The organism is Gluconobacter roseus NBRC 3990 (assembly GCF_006538885.1).
GTDB lineage: Bacteria > Pseudomonadota > Alphaproteobacteria > Acetobacterales > Acetobacteraceae > Gluconobacter > Gluconobacter roseus.
This window is the reverse complement of the sequence record NZ_BJLY01000003.1, coordinates 1-16,572: the sequence shown is the minus strand read 5'-3', so window position 1 is coordinate 16,572 and position 16,572 is coordinate 1. Positions and strand designations below refer to the sequence as shown.

The window sequence follows — 16,572 nt, the reverse complement described above, 5'->3', positions numbered from 1 at the left end:
TTCCTTGAGCCATCCCCTGATCTTTCCGGATTTTGACCCGGTTGCCTTCCATATCGGTCCGCTGGCGGTGCGCTGGTATGCGCTTGCCTATATGGTGTCGTTCATCATCGCGCTGCCGATTGCGCGGCGGCTGAACCGTCTGGCGCCGGAAGTGGCGACGAACGAGCAGGTGGATGACTTCCTGTTCTATGCCATTCTCGGCGTGCTGCTGGGGGGACGGCTGGGCTATGTGCTGTTTTACCGGCCGATGGATTACCTGTCGCACCCGCTGGAGATCTTCAAGACCTGGGATGGTGGGATGTCGTTCCATGGCGGGGCGTTGGGCGTCATTCTGGCGCTGGCCTATTTCAGCTGGAAGACGCGGCTCAGCTTTCTGGCGTTTGCAGACCGCATCGTGCCGGTTGTGCCGATCGGGCTTGGCCTGGGGCGCTGTGCGAATTTCGTGAACGGTGAGCTGTGGGGGCGTCCGGCGTCTCCGGATCTGCCCTGGGCAATGATTTTCCCGACGGGTGGGCCGATTCCGCGGCATCCTTCCGAGCTTTACGAGGCCCTGACCGAAGGTGTCCTGCTTCTGTGCGTGATGCTGTTTGCGGCCAGCCGTCCGCAGGTTCGAGAGCGGTTCGGGTTTCTGTCGGGGCTGTTCCTGTTCGGCTATGCCTGTGCCCGGAGTTTCTGCGAGTTCTTCCGTCAGCCGGATGCGAATATCGGGTTCCTCTCGGGTGGGACGACGATGGGGCAGTTGCTGTGTATTCCGATGGCGCTCGCGGGGATGGGACTCATGGTTTACGCGATGCGTCGTCCGGCTCAGGTGTCGGCGCATGTCTGAGGCCGTGCTGACAGGATCGGTTCTCAAGGTTCCGCATGGATTCTTCACCCGGCTCGGGGGCGTCTCGCCAGCGCCCTATGACAGCCTGAACTGTTCGCTGTCCTCGCAGGACGATCCGGCGAATGTGGCGGAGAACCGGGCGCGGGTGGCGCAGGCGATCGGGGTGGCGCCGGATCATCTGCTGGGTCTGAAACAGACGCATAGTGATATCACCGTGCCTGTGACGGCTGAAACGCCGCTCTGGGTGGCTGGAACCGGGCAGGCGGGTGATGCCTTGGTGACGGACCGGCCGGAGATCGGTGTGGGGGTCATTACGGCGGATTGCGGGCCTGTGCTGCTGTCGTCCGAGGACGGACGGATTGTCGGGGCGGCCCATGCGGGTTGGCGCGGAGCTGTAGGTGGAATTCTGGAATCCGTAGTTGCGCAGATGGTGACGCTGGGGGCTACGGGGATCAGTGCTGTTGTCGGGCCGTGCATTGCGCCAGAGAGCTATGAAGTCGGTCCGGATATGCGGGATGCTGTTCTGGCTCAGAGCGCAGCGGGTGAGAATTTCTTTCGTTCAGCGCCGCGTGAGGGACATTTCCTGTTTGATCTGCCGGGTTATTGCGGCTTCCGCCTGGAGCAGGCTGGGGTTCGGACCGTGCAGATCCTTGGTGTGGATACGCTGACGGACCCTCGGTTTTTCAGCCATCGGCGGCGGACGCTCGCGGGTGGTGGGCATATTGGTCATCAGATCTCAGCGATCCGTCCGCTGGGCTGAGGACGGCGCAGGCCGGATTTTTCGAGCAGCCAGCGATCGGCGGGGCGTGAGAGAAAGCGGTCCACGAGGGCACCGAGGCAGAAGGACAGGCCAAGGGTTAGGATGAACCATACCCAGCCGAACGTCCAGTTTTCTCCGGTGGCTCTGAACAGATGGACCATCGGTATGACGACGAACATGTGGCTGAGATAGATTTCATAGCTCAGCCGGCCCCACTGGCGGGGCCATGCCAGAAACCGGCTTCCGGTTGCCTTGCCCCATCCGTTGTAGAAAGCGAGAAGCAGGGCAGCGCATGAGGCTGTTAAGAACAGCGGTGTTGCGTAGCCGAGGGTCAGCCATACGACATGGCCGTCGATCAGATAGAGACCGACGCCGAGACTTCCGGCCCAGCCGAGCCACGGTGTGAGTCTTGCAAAGAGGGGTGGGGTCATCCGGTGCGCCAGAAGGGCTGCGCAGACGCCCATGGCGATGGCGGAAATGCCAGGTCCGTAGGCTTCATCCTGCCAGATGTCCGATGCATTCCGGATCTGCCATTCCGCGAAAGGGCTGGACAGGGCAAGCAGCGCGAAAACGAGGCCGGGCAGTTTGGGAACGCGTCCGCCCAGCAGGCAGAGGATCGGGAAGGCCGCGTAGAACAGTTCCTCGACCGAGAGGGACCACAGCACATCCCAGTTGGGGGGAAGATAGTTCGTCCGGGCTTCGTAGAGGTTCAGATGCATGAACAGCGCTGCGAAGATGGCGCCGGGCAGGGTCTGGCTGTTGTGATAGAAAAGGAAATCAGGCGCGCCTGCGAGGTTGAGAACGGCCAGAATCCCGAGCAGGACCAGCAGGCATGGCAGGATGCGGCAGGCCCGGCGCATTGAGAAGGCGATGGCGTTGATGCCGCCCAGACTGCCCCATCGTCGTAGTGTGTGATCGGTGATCAGGAAGCCTGAAATGACGAAGAAGATCTTCACGCCTTTGCCGCCATCCCAGTTCAGGGCTTTCAGCAGCATGGTGGGAAAAACGGCCGAGAGGCCGGTCTGCATCAGGGGGATGCGCAGGGCGAGGTGATGGATGACGACGAGGATAATGGATAATCCTCTGAGCAGGTCGATCCCCGGATTGCGCTGTGCGCCTGATGTTGTCTGCATCCTGAATCCCATCCTGCAAAAGCGGAACGCTTCTGTAATGGAAGTCAGGCATGATTCCGTTCGGAATATGGCGTGGGGAGGGGCAGATACAAAAAAGGGCCGGAGAATGTCTCCGGCCCCTGTTCTGTCTCAGACAGCGTGGGTTCTGGCTTCCCGGTCCCAGAAGCGCAGTTTGCGGCACAGGGTGATGAAGGTCTTGAGGTCGCTGGGCGCCTCAAGCGGGATGATGCCGTCATCCATGTCTTCCGGCGTGATGCCACCCTTGGCGAGAAGGGGCTTGGCGTCCGGGCCGTAACCGATGAACTTTGCATGGGCGAAGGCGTCGGCCACGAAATCCCTTGCGGTGGCTTCGCCGGTCAGGAGCTTTGCCCCTGCTGCGGACGGGAGCAGTACAACCGCATCATACAGGACCGAGGGTGCGCCAACGATCTTCTGACCAGCCGGAACGAGCTTGCCATCCGTCGTTTTCACGCCACCAACCGCCGGAGCGACCAGTTCGACGATCGTGCCTTCGGCTTCCGCAGCTTTCATCAAGGCTGCGAGCAGGTCCGCATCCGTGCCATCAGTGACGAGCACACCCAGCTTGCGTCCCTTGAAAGTTTTGGGGCCGTTCTTGAGGATGCTGAGCGGGTCCGAAGCCGGCAGATCCGTCAGCGGTGTGCGGGCAGCCGGGGCAGGAACCGGCATCTTTTCCAGACGCAGACCTTCAGCCACGCCCTTGGCGAGCTTTTCATCGACGTTCAGCAGATGGGCGACGACGCGGGCACGAATGGCCGGTGTGAGGCACTTGCTGAGTTCGAAGACGAAGGCGTTCTTGATATGCGTCTGCTCGGTCGGGGTCTGGCTCGTGTAGAACTGGCGGGCCTGACTGTAGTGATCGGCAAACAGTTCGCCACGCTCACGGGTCTTCCGGCCGTTCACTTCCTCGGCATAGGGCTTGTAGCCGGTCTGCGGGTTTTCACGCGGTCCCATGCCCCAGGAGTTGGGCTCATAGTTTGCACGACCTTTCGGGTTGTGCATGGCCATATGGCCGTCCTGCTGGAAGTTGTGGAACGGGCATTTCGGCGCGTTTATGGGGATATGCGTGAAGTTCGGACCACCGAGGCGCTTGGTCTGGGTATCCAGATACGAGAAGTTCCGGCCCTGCAGAAGTGGATCGTTTGTGAAGGCAATGCCGGGGACAACGTTCTGGGTACAGAACGCGACCTGCTCGGTTTCGGCGAAGAAGTTGTCCACCGTGCGGTTCAGCACCAGACGACCGATGCGACGGACGGGGACGAGTTCTTCCGGGATCAGCTTGGTGGCGTCCAGGATGTCGAAATCGAATTTGTCAGCGAAGTCGTCATCGAAGAGCTGCACGCCGAGTTCCCATTCCGGGAAGTCGCCGGAATTGATAGATTCCCATAGGTCGCGGCGATGGAAGTCCGGATCGGCGCCGTTGATCTTGACGGCTTCGTTCCACACAACGGACTGCAGACCCTGCTTGGGCTTCCAGTGGAACTTCACATAGGTGGATTTGCCCTCGGTATTGACGAGGCGGAACGTGTGAACGCCGAAGCCTTCCATAAAGCGGAAGGAGCGCGGAATGGCGCGGTCGGACATGATCCACATGAGCATGTGGACGGTCTCGGGAGAGAGCGATGCAAAGTCCCAGAAATTGTCATGGGCGGACTGGGCCTGCGGGAAGCCGCTGTCGGGCTCTTCCTTTACGGCATGGACCATGTCCGGGAACTTGATGGCATCCTGGATGAAGAAAACGGGAATGTTGTTGCCAACAAGGTCCCAGTTTCCTTCTTCGGTATAGAGCTTCACGGCAAAACCGCGCACGTCGCGGGCCACGTCGAAAGAGCCGCGACCACCGGCGACGGTCGAGAAGCGGACGAAGGCGGGAACGCGCTTGCCGATTTTGCCCAGCACACTGGCCGTCGTGTAATCGGCCAGCGAATCCGTCAGTTCGAAAAAGCCATGGGCACCATAGCCACGGGCATGGACGACACGCTCAGGGATGCGCTCGTGATCGAAATGAAAGATCTTCTCACGGAAGTGGAAGTCTTCCAGAAGTGCTGGACCGCGTGCACCAGCCTTCTCGGTGTTCTGGTCGTCGGAGGCGGCCACGCCCTGCTGGGTGGTCAGGGTCGGTGTATCGCCTTTGGCCACCTGATGGGTAGCGCCCTGCGGGCCCCGTTCGAAAGTCTGGTCACCGATGGTGACGGTCGTGCGTTTTTCCGTGCTCATCTGAAATGCGCCTCTGCCGTTTGGGTTCCGGACATGCAAATGGCCGGAAAGTCTGGTGAGGAAGTGTCTTTCCCGCTGGAAAGCCGTGCCCATAGAAAGTGTGCCCGGACGCAAATGTTCCGGAAATAAATCCGGGAAAATTTCTGAACCGGGGAAGAAGACGCACCGTTAAGGCTGGACTCTGTCCTTTGACGACCTGAGGAGCTTTTTCATGCCTGCTGATCCTCGCACCCGGTATCCGCGCCCGCCTTTCAGGGGGCAGACGCAGAAATTCCCCGGCCTTTCGGAAAAGATGCATCCGAAACCCGATTACGGGGAGGAAACCTACAAGGGCTCGGGAAAACTTGAGGGGCTTGCAGCACTCATTACCGGTGGTGATTCCGGAATTGGACGTGCGGTCGCACTGGCGTTTGCCCGTGAAGGCGCGGATGTCGCGATTTCGTATCTGGAAACGGAAGCGGATGATGCACGCGATATCGGCGAACAGATCAAGGCCGAGGGGCAGAACTGTTTGCTGCTGCCGGGAGACATCCGTGATGGGGCGCATTGCCGCGAGATGATCAGCAAGACTGTCGAGACGTTCGGTCGTCTTGACGTACTGGTGAACAATGCAGCCTTCCAGAAGGCACGCGCAAAGCTGGAAGAAATTTCCGACGACGAATGGAAGCGCCATTTCGCGACGAATACGGATGCGCTGTTCCATCTGACGAAGGCGGCTCTGCCGCATCTTCAGGCTGGCGCCTCTATCATCAACACGTCTTCGGTCAATCTGAAGACAGCGCCGGAACTGCTAGTGCCGTATTCCATGACGAAGGCGGCGATTGCGAATTTCACGTCCAGCATGGCGCAGCAGCTCGCCGGGCGAGGAATCCGGGTTAATGCCGTGATGCCGGGTCCGATCTGGACGCCGTTCATTGCAACCGGCATGCCCGAGGAAGAGCAGGAGCATCTGGGCTCGGATGTGCCGCTGGGCCGTCCAGGACAACCGGCTGAGCTGGCGGGGGCCTATGTTTATTTTGCCGATCCGATGAACAGCTACACTACGGGCGCGCTTCTGGCAGTCAATGGCGGCGTGCCGATGATCTGAAGGCTCGCGCCTAAGGGTTTAAGACCGTGCCAGCGCCTGCTCGTCATCGAGCGGGCGTTTTTCTGTTCTGGGGCCGAAGACGAGCGTGACAGTGGCGCCTGACAGCAGGATCAGGGTCGTGAGGCCGAAAACGCCGGGGAAACCGGCAAGCGGATACAGCCAGCCGATCAGGACGGGCGATGCGATGGCGCCCAGACGTGCGATGGCAGAGGCGAGACCCATGCCGCGGGCGCGCAGGGACGTTGGAAAGAGTTCGGGTGTGTAGGCATAAATGCCGCCATAGGTGCCGTTCATGAAGAACGACAGCAGGATGCCGAAGATCAGAACTTCCACGGGGGTCTGGCTGGCGGCCATGCCAATGGCGCTGATGGCCCCGGCGACCATGAAAAGGGCGACAGTGGCCCGTCGGCCCAAACGCTCGGTGAGCAACGCGGAACAGGCATAACCCGGAAGCTGGGCAAAATAGATCGAAATGGCGTAGCCGAAGCTGCGGGTGACGGTCATGCCACGCTCGATCATCAGGGTCGGGATCCAAGTGAAGAACGCGTAGAAGCTGAAGGTGATGGCCAGCCACATGGCCCAGCTCATGAAGGTGGAACGGCGCAGATTGGGAGCGAAGAGATCCCGGACCGGACGGATGCTCGGCGCGCCACGGTCGGTCGTGGTGGTGAGGCCGACGGCAAGGCCTGCGCTTTCCTCGATGTCGCCAACGATGCGGCAGGCTTCGGCGGTCCGTCCCCGTTCGTCCAGCCAGCGGGGGGATTCAGGAAGGGCGCGGCGCCACCACAGAAGCATCAGGACCGGAAAACCCGTCAGAGCCAGCGCCCAGCGCCAGCCATCAGCCAGAGCTGGAACCAGCACGAAGCCGAGAACGGCCGCCGTGACATAGCCGAAGGAATAGAAACCGGTGAGGGCGGCTGTGAAAGCGCCACGATAACGGGCAGCGACGAATTCGCTGAGATAGGGCGCAATGATGGTGGCTTCCGCACCCGCGCCGATTCCGGATAACAGGCGGCAGAAGAAAAATCCTGCAAACGAGGCCGATCCGGCTGAAAGCAGGGAGCCGATGGCATAGATGGCCAGCGCACTCATCATGACCCGGCGCCGTCCGGAACGGTCGCCCCACCATCCAGCCAGCAGAGAACCCAGCCCATAGCCTAGATAGGTCGCGCTGCCGAGCAGCCCAAGCGCCGGACCACTCAGATGCCACTGGTTTTTCAGCATCGGGAGCGCAAAAGCCACGATCGCGGAATCGAGACCGTCAAACGTGTAGCCAAGACCGCCGAGGAACAGGAGTTTCCAGTGAAAGCGGGTAAAGGGCAGGCGTTCGATGCGGGCGGCGATGCTCATCGGGTAGGGGATCTGCCGGAAACTGTGGAAATGAAACGCAAACGTAGCGGTCCGCAGACGGGCAGGTCCAGAGGGGCAGAGTCCGAAAATGGTTGTGCCGGTGGCGGTTTTCCGCTACTCCGCGCCTCGCACAGGCACCCCTGGAGGTCTGTGTTGAACGAAATTCAATACGCAGGAGCGTAACAGTGGCTAATTTGACGACACTTGCTGTCTCGACGCGTGCGAAGGCTGGTAAGGGGGCAGCGCGCGCAACGAGACGTGAGGGCCTCGTGCCGGCCGTGATCTACGGTGGCAAGCAGGAACCCTCCATCATCGCACTTGATCCGCGCGTGATCATGAAGGAACTGCATCGCGGTGGCTGGTCCTCCCGCGTGTACAACCTGGCAGCCGAAGGCGCAGAGCCGGTTGCTGCCCTGATCCGTGACGTGCAGCTGCACCCGGTTTCCGACGCCCCGATCCATGTGGACTTCCAGCGCGTTGCCGCTGGCACGAAGGTTCACGTCGAAGTCTCCATCGCTTTCGTTGGCGAAGAGAAGTCCCCGGGCATCAAGCGCGGTGGCGTTCTGAACGTCGTCCGTCACTACATCGACGTGCAGGCTGATCCGGCCAACATTCCGGAGCACTTCACGGCAGATCTGAGCGGCCTGGACATCCACGAGAACGTGCGCTGGACGGACCTCAAGGGCACCGAAGGCGTTGTTCTGGGCAGTGGCCAGGCTGCTGACATGGTCATCGCCTCCATCGCTGCACCGACGATCGATGCCGAAATGGAAGCCGAAGCTGCTGCCAAGGCCGCTGCTGAAGCTGAAGCCGCTGCAAAGCCCGGCGCAAAGAAGAAGTAAGTCATGAGGCTCTGGACCGGTCTCGGCAACCCCGAGCCGGGGATGAGCCGTCATCGACACAATATCGGCTTCATGGCGGTCGACGAGATCGCCAGGCGCCACGGTTTCTCACCGTGGCGCAAGCGTTTCCGGGGGGAAACCTCCGAAGGCGTCATCGGGGGGGAGAAGATCCTGCTCCTCAAGCCGATGACGTATATGAACCGGTCAGGCGACAGCGTTCAGCAGGCCGCGCAGTTCTTCAAGATCGCGCAGGACGATATCACCGTATTCCACGACGAACTCGACCTTGCCTTCGGCAAGCTGCGCATCAAGCGTGGCGGTGGGGCGGCCGGGCATAATGGTCTGCGCTCCATGGATAAATGTCTGCCGGGGCCGGATTACTGGCGTGCGCGCATGGGGATCGGCCATCCGGGACACAAGGATCGCGTAACCGGCCATGTGCTGGGCAATTTCGCCAAGGCGGAAGAGCCGGAGCTCGAGCGCTGGCTTGAGGCCATCGCCGATGCCGCGCCTCTTCTGGCCAAAAAAGAACACGAAGCCTTCATGACGAAAGTCGCTCTTCTGGCAGCCTGACGGGGCTGCGGCTGCAATCGCTCCTCAACAAGAAAGCTTGCAGGATCACGCAGGAATCGTGGACTGAAAAGTCTGTTTCGCGGCGGGAGGTGGTTGTGAGCCTCTTCGGTTTCTGCGAACACAGGGCAACGGAATTTTCTGGAACGGATCGTTCGCGTCTGGACGGTCTTCAATGATGATGGAGAGCACGAATGGGTTTCAATTGCGGCATCGTTGGTCTGCCCAATGTCGGCAAGTCCACGCTGTTCAATGCCCTGACGGAAACGGCGGCTGCGCAGGCTGCGAATTACCCGTTCTGCACCATCGAGCCGAATACGGGCCGTGTGGCTGTTCCGGACCCACGACTGGATGAGCTGGCACGGATCGGCAAGTCCATCCGTAAAGTGCCGACCAGCCTTGAATTCGTGGATATTGCTGGTCTGGTCCGTGGGGCGTCCAAGGGCGAAGGCCTGGGCAACCAGTTCCTGGCCAATATCCGTGAAGTCGATGCCATCGTGCACGTCCTGCGCTGCTTCGAGGATGACGATATCACGCATGTCGAAGGTGGGGTCGATCCGGTTCGGGATGCGGATATCATCGAAACGGAACTGATGCTTGCGGATCTGGAGAGCTTGGAGAAGCGCCAGGTCGGCCTGCAGAAGCGGGCCCGTGGCAATGATCGTGAGGCTCAGGCCCAGCTTGAACTGATGGAGCCGCTGCTGGCCGCTCTGCGTGACGGCAAGCCGGCCCGGACGGCTGTTCCGAAGGGACAGGAAGCCGAGGCCTCCCGTCTTCAGCTTCTGACGACAAAGCCGGTTCTGTATGTCTGCAATGTCGAGGAAGGTTCTGCCGCGACCGGAAACGCCTTTTCGGAAGCGGTGCGCAAGCGGGCCGAAGCCGAGGGCGCGGGCGTTGTCGTGGTGTCGGCTGCCATTGAGGCGGAAGTCAGCCAGCTGCCGCAGGAAGACCGGACCGAATTTCTTGAAGGTCTGGGTCTGACGGATAGCGGGCTGGATCGCGTCATTGCGGCTGGCTACAAGCTGCTGGGCCTGCGGACGTATTTCACGGTCGGACCGAAGGAATCCCGCGCCTGGACGATTACGGCCGGGACCAAGGCACCGCAGGCCGCCGCCGTCATTCATAACGACTTCGAGCGCGGGTTCATTGCCTGCGAAACCGTGGCCTTCGACGATTACGTCGCCTGTAATGGTGAGGCCGGGGCGAAGGAAGCCGGAAAGCTGCGGATCGAAGGCAAGGAATATGTGGTGCAGGATGGTGACGTCCTGCTGTTCCGGTTCAATGTCTGAGGCAGGGCACATTCTGGACGGTCTGGCGGAGCGTGCTCGCCGGGTCAGCCGGAGTCTGGCACGGGCAAGTGCGGAAACGCGCAATCAGGCCCTGTCCGAAGCTGCGAAAGCGCTGAGGGCCCGGTCGGACGAGATCGTGGCCGCCAACCAGAAGGATCTGGCCGTGCTTTCCGAAGACCGGAACGCGGCGTTCCGGGACCGTCTGACGCTGACGCCGGAGCGGGTTGAGGCGATGGCGCGCGGTCTGGAAGACGTGGCGGGTCTGCCGGATCCGGTCGGGCGTGTTCTGGCGGAATGGGACCGGCCGAACGGGCTGCATTTCCGCCGGGTCGCGACGCCGCTTGGCGTGATCGGCATGATCTACGAAAGCCGCCCCAATGTTGGGGCTGATGCCGCGGCGCTGTGCATCAAGTCCGGCAATGCGGTGATTCTGCGTGGTGGTGGGGAAAGCCTGCATTCGGCGCGTGCCATTCAGGCGGCGATGGAAGACGGATTGCGCGCAGCCGGCCTGGATGAGGCCTGTGTGCAGATCCTGCCATCTGCCGACCGGGCTCTGGTCGGAGCGATGCTGCAGGCTTCGGGAAAGATCGACCTGATCATTCCACGCGGCGGCAAGTCCCTTGTGGAGCGCGTGCAGCGTGAGGCCCGGGTGCCGGTTCTGGCGCATGCGGACGGTCTGAATCATACTTACATCCATGCGAGTGCCGATCCGGCCATGGCCCGGAAAGTGCTGCTGGATGCGAAGATGCGTCGGACCGGGATCTGTGGTGCGACGGAGACGCTGCTGATCGATGCGGCGATTGCGCCGACGCTGTTGCCGCTGCTGGTTCAGGATCTTGCCGCGAAGGGATGTACGTTCCGGGCAGATGATCGGGCGCGTGCGATTGTGCCGACGCTTGCGGCAGCCTCGGACGATGATTTCAACACGGAATGGCTGGACGCCGTGCTCTCGGTTGCCGTGGTGGACGGGGTTGAAGATGCTCTGGCTCACATCGCGCGGCATGGAAGTTCGCATACCGAGGCCATTATCGCCGAAGATCCTGAAGCCGCGGCGGAGTTCCTCAACGGGACGGACAGTGCGGTGGTGATGTGGAATGCGTCCACGCAGTTCTGTGACGGTGGGGAGTTCGGATTCGGTGCGGAAATCGGCATTGCGACGGGGCGGATGCATGCCCGGGGGCCGGTGGGGCTCGAGCAGCTGACATGCTACCGGTACGAAGTGATCGGCACCGGGCAGGTGCGGGGCTGATCAGTATCCCGACGTCTGGTGATGGCCGAAATATGCGGATCGGTCTGCTGGGCGGGTCTTTCAATCCGGCGCATGCGGGTCATCTCATGCTGGCGCGGCGGGCCTTGCGGGCTTTGCGTCTGGATCAGGTGTGGCTCATGGTCTCACCCGGGAATCCGCTCAAGCCGAGTAAAGGCATGGCACCGTTCAGGGTGCGTCTTGCTTCTGCGGAGCGGATTGCAGACGGACGGCGAATCGTTGCAACGGATATCGAATCGCGGCTTGGGCAGCGCTTCACCGTAAAAACGGTCGGATTGCTGAAACAGCGCTTCCCGCATGTGCGTTTCGTCTGGCTGATGGGTGCGGACGGGCTGGCGCAGCTTTCGCACTGGAAGCGCTGGCGGCGGTTGGCTGCGATGGTTCCCATTGCTGTGCTCCCGCGTCCGGGCAGTGTTTCGCCAGCCCTGCGGGGGGCCGCGGCTTCTGTTTTGCGGCATCAGAGACGGCCTTCGCGCGAATCTCCCATGCTTGCGGAGCGAAAAGGCAACGCATGGACGTTCCTTTCTGCGCCGCAGAACGATATATCGGCTACAGCGTTGCGTGAGTCCGGCCAGTTTCGTCCGGATTCCGATCAGGAGTAAAAATCATCACCAAGACGACCTCTCCCGAATCGCAGGCCAAAAAGCCTGTGCGCCGGAAAACCAGCTCCCCCGATGCGGCACTGGCCGAGGCTGCCAAGGTGCCGGGAACGGCTCGCAAGAAGGCCGCAGTTGCCGGACCGAAGAAAACGGCCGTCAAGCGCGAAGCCGTGCAGCCGGATCTTCTGACCAGCATGCTGACGGTCATCACCACGAGTCTGGATGAAGACAAGGGTGAAGACATCGTTGTGCTGGACCTGGTCGGCCGCGCGAATTTTGCTGATCGCATGGTCATTGCAACCGGTCTTGCCGATCGCCAGATTTCCGCGATGGCGCATCATATTGAGAAGAAGCTCAATGAGATCGGCATCAAGCGCATTCTGATCGAAGGCGCGAATGGCAGCGACTGGGTCCTGATCGATGCCGGCGATGTTGTTGTGCATCTCTTCAAGCCGGAAAGCCGTGAGCTTTATGGGCTTGAGCGCATGTGGGGCACCGATCTGGATGGCAGCGAAGACGAAGTTGCTGTCGGGCAGGATGAAGAGCAGGACTGAATGAAACTGGTCGCAATCGGCCGGCTCAAAGCCGGGCCGGAGCGCGAACTGTTCGAGCGTTATGCGGGCCGGATCAGGCCCGCTTTGACGGTGACGGAACTCGCGCCGTCAAAAGGCAGCGTCCAGGAGCAGAAGCGCAAGGATGCTGCGGCTCTTCTGGGGGCCTGTCCTGACAATGCCCTGATCGTGGCGCTGGATGAGGGTGGCAAGACACCGGACAGCCTGCGGCTGGCGGAGATGCTGTCCCGCTGGCAGGAATCCGGGCGCCCCATTCATTTTCTGATCGGTGGCGCGGAAGGGCTGGATTCAAGCGTGATCCAGCGGGCCGATTCCGTGATTTCTCTGGGGAAACTGACCTGGCCGCACATGCTGGTCAGGGTTCTGATCGCCGAGCAGGTGTTCCGGGCTCAGGCCATCAATACCGGTCATCCCTATCACAGGGAATCACGACCGGACTGAAGCCCGGTCGTCAGGCCTTATCAGCGAATCGAACGGTCGGGAGCGTCCGAAGTGAAGGCATCGTCCGGAGCTTCGGCGACTTCTGTGCTGCTCATCGGATGGCTCAGAGCGTCAGAGCCGTTCAGGACGGCGCGGTGACGGAAACCTGAGACGTTCGAAGCGCGTGCCATCACGACATGCGGGGCCGGATTGCGATCGCCATTGTCGGAATGGGGATAGATGAAACCGTAGGTCGGATAGATGCTGCCAAGGCGGCCGCTGCGATCGTTGAGAGCGACGCGGACCGCGCTCCAGTCATTGTTGGGCGAAACGTCAACGACGCGCACGTTATGTGCGATGCCGTTGGAAGCCCAGTGGGACTGGTCGATATAGATTGTGCGGCTGTCTTCCACCGAACGGACCACGGCGACATGGCCGAGCGGCATACGGCGGATGGCCCGGAAATTCAGGACCGAACCGGCCTGCGGGGCGGATCCGCGGGCATAAACGCCGGCGGCATTGTACCACCAGTCACGCGCATTGCCGTGCAGAACGACTTCTGAAGCCGTCTTGGCGTAGGCGACGCATTGGATGACGTGAGCATAAGAGTGGCGATGGCTGCTGGAACGATGGCCGTGGAATGCCACCCGTCCATGATGACCCGAACTGTGACGGGCCTGAGCTTGTCCCGAAAAGAATGCGATCGCGGAGAGCGCCAGAGCAGAGAAAAAGGTTTTCCGGCAACTTTTATGCTTCACGATCTTTAGGATCCTGATTGGTTGTGTGTTGTTCGGGTTACAGGGAGGTAACAACCTTCCTGCAACCCTGACAAGAGCAGAATGCAAGCCTGTGGGTTAAATTTTCATTTCCAGAGAAAATCTTTTTGACACCACACTCTGCTGCAATCTCGCCATAATTGGCTGATTCAGATCACTTCGTGGTCGTGAGCATGATTTCCACGAGAATCTTCGGGTCTGCCATGACGGCCTGAACGCAGGCACGTGCAGGCGCCATGTTTTCCGGAAGCCAGGCAGACCAGACCGTGTTCAGAGCCGTGCGATCTGCAATATCTTTCACCCAGATCTGGGCCTGAAGGATGCGGGTCTTGTCGGTGCCGTGCACTTCAAGAATTTCGTCGAGCTGGTCGAGAACGCTCTTGGTCTGTTCTTCGATTCCCTTGGACAGATCAGCTGCAACAACGCCCTGCGTGAAAATGAAGCCATGATACTCGACGGCCTTGGAAAGAATGGCGTTGGGTTCTGTGCGGATGATACGGCTCATGATGATACCTCGTCTGGGTGGGAAAAGGGGAGAGTGACCGTCCTGTGACGGAGGGTCAATGATCTGCGCTATCAATCCCGTACCTGACTTGTCCCGCAGGGGCTGACCCTGTATCGCCACATCATAACGGACCGTCTGGAAGGGGGAGTTGTGACTCCTTTGTATGCAAAGCGGGTGCCGGTAACGCCCCTGCGGCAGAACTGCACCATTCTCTCCAATGATGAGAACCGTGCCGTTGTGGTCGATCCGGGAGGCGATGTTGAGGATATTCTCCAGCATCTGGATGGACAGACCGTAGAGGCCATCCTTCTGACGCATGGTCATCTGGATCATGCAGGCGGAGCGGCCGCCCTGAAGAAAGCTCTCGAAGCCCGTCAGGATCAGACGGTACCGGTCATAGGCCCTGATCGACGGGATGATTTCCTGCTGCAGAGCATCACGAAGCAGGCTGCTGCCTTCGGCCTGACAGGCATGGACAACGTCACGCCTGACCGCTTCGTGGAAGACGGCGAAGTCCTGCATCTGTTGGGGCAGGATCTGCACGTGGCTCATGTGCCCGGTCACACACCCGGACATGTTGTCTTTATCGACCATGATAACCGTCGCGTCATGGCCGGGGACACATTGTTCCGGGGAACTGTCGGCCGGACGGATTTCGCCTACGGTGATTCACGGGCCCTTATCGACGGAATCCGCAAACATCTTCTGTTCCTGCCCGATGAGACTGTCGTTCTGTGTGGGCATGGAATGCCGACGACCATTGGGGAAGAACGTCGGACCAATCCTTTCCTGATTTCCTGACCTGAAAGTCATATCATGCGAGTTTTATGCTGTGCGCTGGTGGCGGCGCTTGGAATGAGTGCCGGCATTGCCAGAGCGGAAGAGGCAATTACGCAGGCGCAGGCCCGTTTGCCAACAGAGAGTCTGACCATCACCACGCGTGACGGTCAGAAGCACGCGTTTACGGTGGAGTTGGCCAAGACGTACCGACAGCAGGAAGTCGGGGAAATGTTCCGCAAGCATCTGCCTGAAAACGAAGGGATGCTGTTCATGTGGCCAACCCCTCAGGTGTCGGACATGTGGATGCGCAATACCCTTGTGCCGCTGGACATCGTCTTTATCGATTCAACCAACCATATCCACGCCATTGCGGAAAATGCCGTTCCCCTGAGCGAAGCAATCCTTCGGAGTGATGGCGTGGTTGCCAATACGCTTGAACTGGCAGGCGGGGTCACGGCCAAGCTGGGAATCCGCGTGGGCGATGTCGTAACCAGTCCCGCGCTGAAGCACTGATGCCCCTGTGAAAGTTCTGGTCACCGGGGTTGCCGGATTTATCGGGTTTCATGTTGCTGAAGCCCTTCTCAAGCAGGGTATGAATGTCATCGGGGTCGATAGTCTCAACGACTATTACGACCCGGCCCTGAAAGCAGCGCGACTAAAGCAGCTTGAACCTTATCCGTCGTTCAGTTTCCAGAAGCTGGACGTGGCGGACCATCAGGCCATGCTTAGCCTGACTGAATCGCATCCCGATCTGGAAGCAGTCGTTCATCTCGCAGCGCAGGCCGGTGTCCGCCATTCGATGGTAGATCCCTATTCCTATGTGACATCCAACGTCATGGGACAGGTCGCGCTCCTCGAAGCATGCCGACATCTGAAAAATCTGACCCATGTCGTCTATGCGTCATCGTCGTCTGTCTATGGACGCAACAGGAGCACGCCTTTCCGTGAAACGGATCGGGTAGACCAGCCCAGCTCCCTCTATGCAGTGACCAAAAGAGCGGCGGAACTGACATCGGAGTCCTACGCCTATCTGTATGGCATCCCGCAGACCGGTCTGCGGTTCTTTACGGTGTATGGTCCATGGGGCCGACCCGACATGGCGTATTACGGATTTGCCAAAGCGATTTCCGAAGGCCGTCCGGTCACGCTCTATGATGGAAAGAACCTGTCCCGGGATTTTACCTATATCGATGATATCGTCAGAGGCGTGCTGAAGGTTCTGGGGCGGCCTCCCGAAGCAGGAACGTCCCGCGTGCTGAATCTTGGAGGGGATAAACCTGAAAAGGTTGTCCGGATGATCGAGCTGCTGGAGCGCAATCTGGACCAGAAAGCCGTTGTGGAATGTCGGCCCCGGCCGGTGGCCGATATGGAATCGACCTGGGCTTCTCTGGAAAACATAAAGGAACTCTGCGGCTGGGAGCCCGAAGTTTCCTTTGAAGACGGCATGAAAGAGTTCTGCCTCTGGTTCAGAAAGTTCTACGGAATCTGATTTTTTCACAAAAATGCAATTTTCCTGTTGACCCCCCTCCGAGCTCCCCGTATAAGCCCGTTCACCGACGCG

18 protein-coding genes are annotated in these 16,572 nt (G+C 60.3%); 13 read left to right on the top strand and 5 right to left on the bottom strand.

Annotated elements, in window-relative coordinates:
• Positions 1-4 precede the first annotated feature (4 nt).
• Both lgt and pgeF read left to right on the top strand, forming a co-directional pair.
• Complete coding sequence (lgt, locus tag GRO01_RS07570; protein ID WP_011252694.1) at positions 5-826, top strand: prolipoprotein diacylglyceryl transferase; 822 nt, start codon at positions 5-7, stop codon at positions 824-826.
• The gene (gene pgeF, locus GRO01_RS07565) at positions 819-1,586 is read left to right on the top strand and encodes a peptidoglycan editing factor PgeF (RefSeq protein WP_062507049.1); all 768 of its coding nucleotides are present in this window, start codon (positions 819-821) and stop codon (positions 1,584-1,586) included. Before lgt ends, pgeF begins: the two co-directional genes overlap by 8 nt.
• Here the strand turns inward: pgeF and GRO01_RS07560 are convergent.
• Entirely contained in the window at positions 1,556-2,719 is a 1,164-nt protein-coding gene (locus GRO01_RS07560) for an acyltransferase family protein (protein ID WP_197032590.1), read from the bottom strand. The genes pgeF and GRO01_RS07560 overlap by 31 nt on opposite strands.
• A 129-nt stretch (positions 2,720-2,848) precedes the next feature.
• Positions 2,849-4,954, bottom strand: coding sequence for a catalase (locus GRO01_RS07555; protein WP_062507045.1), 2,106 nt, complete (start codon positions 4,952-4,954; stop codon positions 2,849-2,851).
• Between the two features lie 211 nt (positions 4,955-5,165).
• Here GRO01_RS07555 and GRO01_RS07550 point away from each other — a divergent pair, with 211 nt between their 5' ends.
• Positions 5,166-6,041, top strand: a complete 876-nt coding sequence (locus tag GRO01_RS07550) for an SDR family oxidoreductase (protein ID WP_062507043.1) — start codon at positions 5,166-5,168, stop codon at positions 6,039-6,041.
• An 18-nt stretch (positions 6,042-6,059) separates the two neighbouring features.
• On the opposite strand, the gene GRO01_RS07545 is transcribed toward GRO01_RS07550, so the two are convergent.
• Positions 6,060-7,391, bottom strand: a complete 1,332-nt coding sequence (locus GRO01_RS07545) for an MFS transporter (protein ID WP_062507041.1) — start codon at positions 7,389-7,391, stop codon at positions 6,060-6,062.
• Positions 7,392-7,576: 185 nt separating this feature from the next.
• Here GRO01_RS07545 and GRO01_RS07540 point away from each other — a divergent pair, with 185 nt between their 5' ends.
• The 7 genes from GRO01_RS07540 to GRO01_RS07510 all read left to right on the top strand — a co-directional run bounded on the left by GRO01_RS07540 (position 7,577) and on the right by GRO01_RS07510 (position 12,971).
• Positions 7,577-8,233: a 50S ribosomal protein L25/general stress protein Ctc gene (locus GRO01_RS07540; RefSeq protein ID WP_062507038.1), complete on the top strand. Its 657-nt coding sequence runs from the start codon at positions 7,577-7,579 to the stop codon at positions 8,231-8,233.
• Between the two features lie 3 nt (positions 8,234-8,236).
• Positions 8,237-8,806 carry an aminoacyl-tRNA hydrolase gene (gene pth / locus GRO01_RS07535; protein WP_062507035.1) on the top strand — a complete coding sequence of 190 codons (570 nt, stop codon included), beginning with the start codon at positions 8,237-8,239 and terminating at the stop codon, positions 8,804-8,806.
• Between the two features lie 191 nt (positions 8,807-8,997).
• Positions 8,998-10,092: a redox-regulated ATPase YchF gene (gene ychF / locus GRO01_RS07530; RefSeq protein WP_041111581.1), complete on the top strand. Its 1,095-nt coding sequence runs from the start codon at positions 8,998-9,000 to the stop codon at positions 10,090-10,092.
• Positions 10,085-11,341, top strand: a complete 1,257-nt coding sequence (locus GRO01_RS07525; protein WP_083541182.1) for a glutamate-5-semialdehyde dehydrogenase — start codon at positions 10,085-10,087, stop codon at positions 11,339-11,341. The genes ychF and GRO01_RS07525 overlap by 8 nt, the downstream gene beginning before the upstream one ends.
• A gap of 32 nt (positions 11,342-11,373) precedes the next feature.
• On the top strand, positions 11,374-11,961 hold the full coding sequence (locus GRO01_RS07520; RefSeq protein ID WP_041111583.1) for a nicotinate-nucleotide adenylyltransferase: 588 nt from the start codon (positions 11,374-11,376) through the stop codon (positions 11,959-11,961).
• 98 nt (positions 11,962-12,059) lie between these two features.
• The gene (rsfS, locus tag GRO01_RS07515; RefSeq protein ID WP_024717179.1) at positions 12,060-12,512 is read left to right on the top strand and encodes a ribosome silencing factor; all 453 of its coding nucleotides are present in this window, start codon (positions 12,060-12,062) and stop codon (positions 12,510-12,512) included.
• Positions 12,513-12,971 (top strand): 23S rRNA (pseudouridine(1915)-N(3))-methyltransferase RlmH, encoded by a 459-nt coding sequence (locus GRO01_RS07510; protein ID WP_041111584.1) that lies wholly within the window; start codon positions 12,513-12,515, stop codon positions 12,969-12,971.
• A gap of 20 nt (positions 12,972-12,991) precedes the next feature.
• Here GRO01_RS07510 and GRO01_RS07505 read toward each other — a convergent pair whose 3' ends face one another.
• Together GRO01_RS07505 and GRO01_RS07500 are read right to left on the bottom strand one after the other, a co-directional pair.
• On the bottom strand, positions 12,992-13,708 hold the full coding sequence (locus tag GRO01_RS07505) for a CHAP domain-containing protein (RefSeq protein WP_062507031.1): 717 nt from the start codon (positions 13,706-13,708) through the stop codon (positions 12,992-12,994).
• Positions 13,709-13,880: 172 nt separating this feature from the next.
• A complete protein-coding gene (locus GRO01_RS07500; RefSeq protein WP_011252711.1) occupies positions 13,881-14,231 on the bottom strand; it encodes a RidA family protein in 351 nt (116 codons plus the stop codon).
• A 150-nt stretch (positions 14,232-14,381) separates the two neighbouring features.
• On the opposite strand from GRO01_RS07500, the gene GRO01_RS07495 reads away from it, so the two are divergent.
• Genes GRO01_RS07495 through GRO01_RS07485 form a run of 3 tightly spaced genes read left to right on the top strand, consistent with a single transcriptional unit; the run spans position 14,382 to position 16,500 of the window.
• Positions 14,382-15,032, top strand: a complete 651-nt coding sequence (locus GRO01_RS07495; RefSeq protein WP_231490016.1) for an MBL fold metallo-hydrolase — start codon at positions 14,382-14,384, stop codon at positions 15,030-15,032.
• 15 nt (positions 15,033-15,047) lie between these two features.
• Complete coding sequence (locus tag GRO01_RS07490) at positions 15,048-15,524, top strand: DUF192 domain-containing protein (protein WP_174787418.1); 477 nt, start codon at positions 15,048-15,050, stop codon at positions 15,522-15,524.
• A gap of 7 nt (positions 15,525-15,531) precedes the next feature.
• Positions 15,532-16,500 carry an NAD-dependent epimerase/dehydratase family protein gene (locus GRO01_RS07485; RefSeq protein WP_062507027.1) on the top strand — a complete coding sequence of 323 codons (969 nt, stop codon included), beginning with the start codon at positions 15,532-15,534 and terminating at the stop codon, positions 16,498-16,500.
• The last annotated feature ends 72 nt before the right edge of the window (positions 16,501-16,572 follow it).

Excerpts from the sequence above, each read along its gene's own strand:
- GRO01_RS07525 (WP_083541182.1), top strand. The coding sequence starts at position 10,085 with ATGTCTGAGGCAGGGCACATTCTGGACGGTCTGGCGGAGCGTGCTCGC.
- GRO01_RS07520 (WP_041111583.1), top strand. The coding sequence starts at position 11,374 with ATGCGGATCGGTCTGCTGGGCGGGTCTTTCAATCCGGCGCATGCGGGT.
- GRO01_RS07510 (WP_041111584.1), top strand. The coding sequence starts at position 12,513 with ATGAAACTGGTCGCAATCGGCCGGCTCAAAGCCGGGCCGGAGCGCGAA.
- GRO01_RS07550 (WP_062507043.1), top strand. The coding sequence starts at position 5,166 with ATGCCTGCTGATCCTCGCACCCGGTATCCGCGCCCGCCTTTCAGGGGG.
- pgeF (WP_062507049.1), top strand. The coding sequence starts at position 819 with ATGTCTGAGGCCGTGCTGACAGGATCGGTTCTCAAGGTTCCGCATGGA.
- pth (WP_062507035.1), top strand. The coding sequence starts at position 8,237 with ATGAGGCTCTGGACCGGTCTCGGCAACCCCGAGCCGGGGATGAGCCGT.
- GRO01_RS07560 (WP_197032590.1), bottom strand. The coding sequence starts at position 2,719 with ATGCAGACAACATCAGGCGCACAGCGCAATCCGGGGATCGACCTGCTC.
- GRO01_RS07545 (WP_062507041.1), bottom strand. The coding sequence starts at position 7,391 with ATGAGCATCGCCGCCCGCATCGAACGCCTGCCCTTTACCCGCTTTCAC.
- GRO01_RS07555 (WP_062507045.1), bottom strand. The coding sequence starts at position 4,954 with ATGAGCACGGAAAAACGCACGACCGTCACCATCGGTGACCAGACTTTC.
- GRO01_RS07490 (WP_174787418.1), top strand. The coding sequence starts at position 15,048 with ATGCGAGTTTTATGCTGTGCGCTGGTGGCGGCGCTTGGAATGAGTGCC.
- GRO01_RS07500 (WP_011252711.1), bottom strand. The coding sequence starts at position 14,231 with ATGAGCCGTATCATCCGCACAGAACCCAACGCCATTCTTTCCAAGGCC.
- ychF (WP_041111581.1), top strand. The coding sequence starts at position 8,998 with ATGGGTTTCAATTGCGGCATCGTTGGTCTGCCCAATGTCGGCAAGTCC.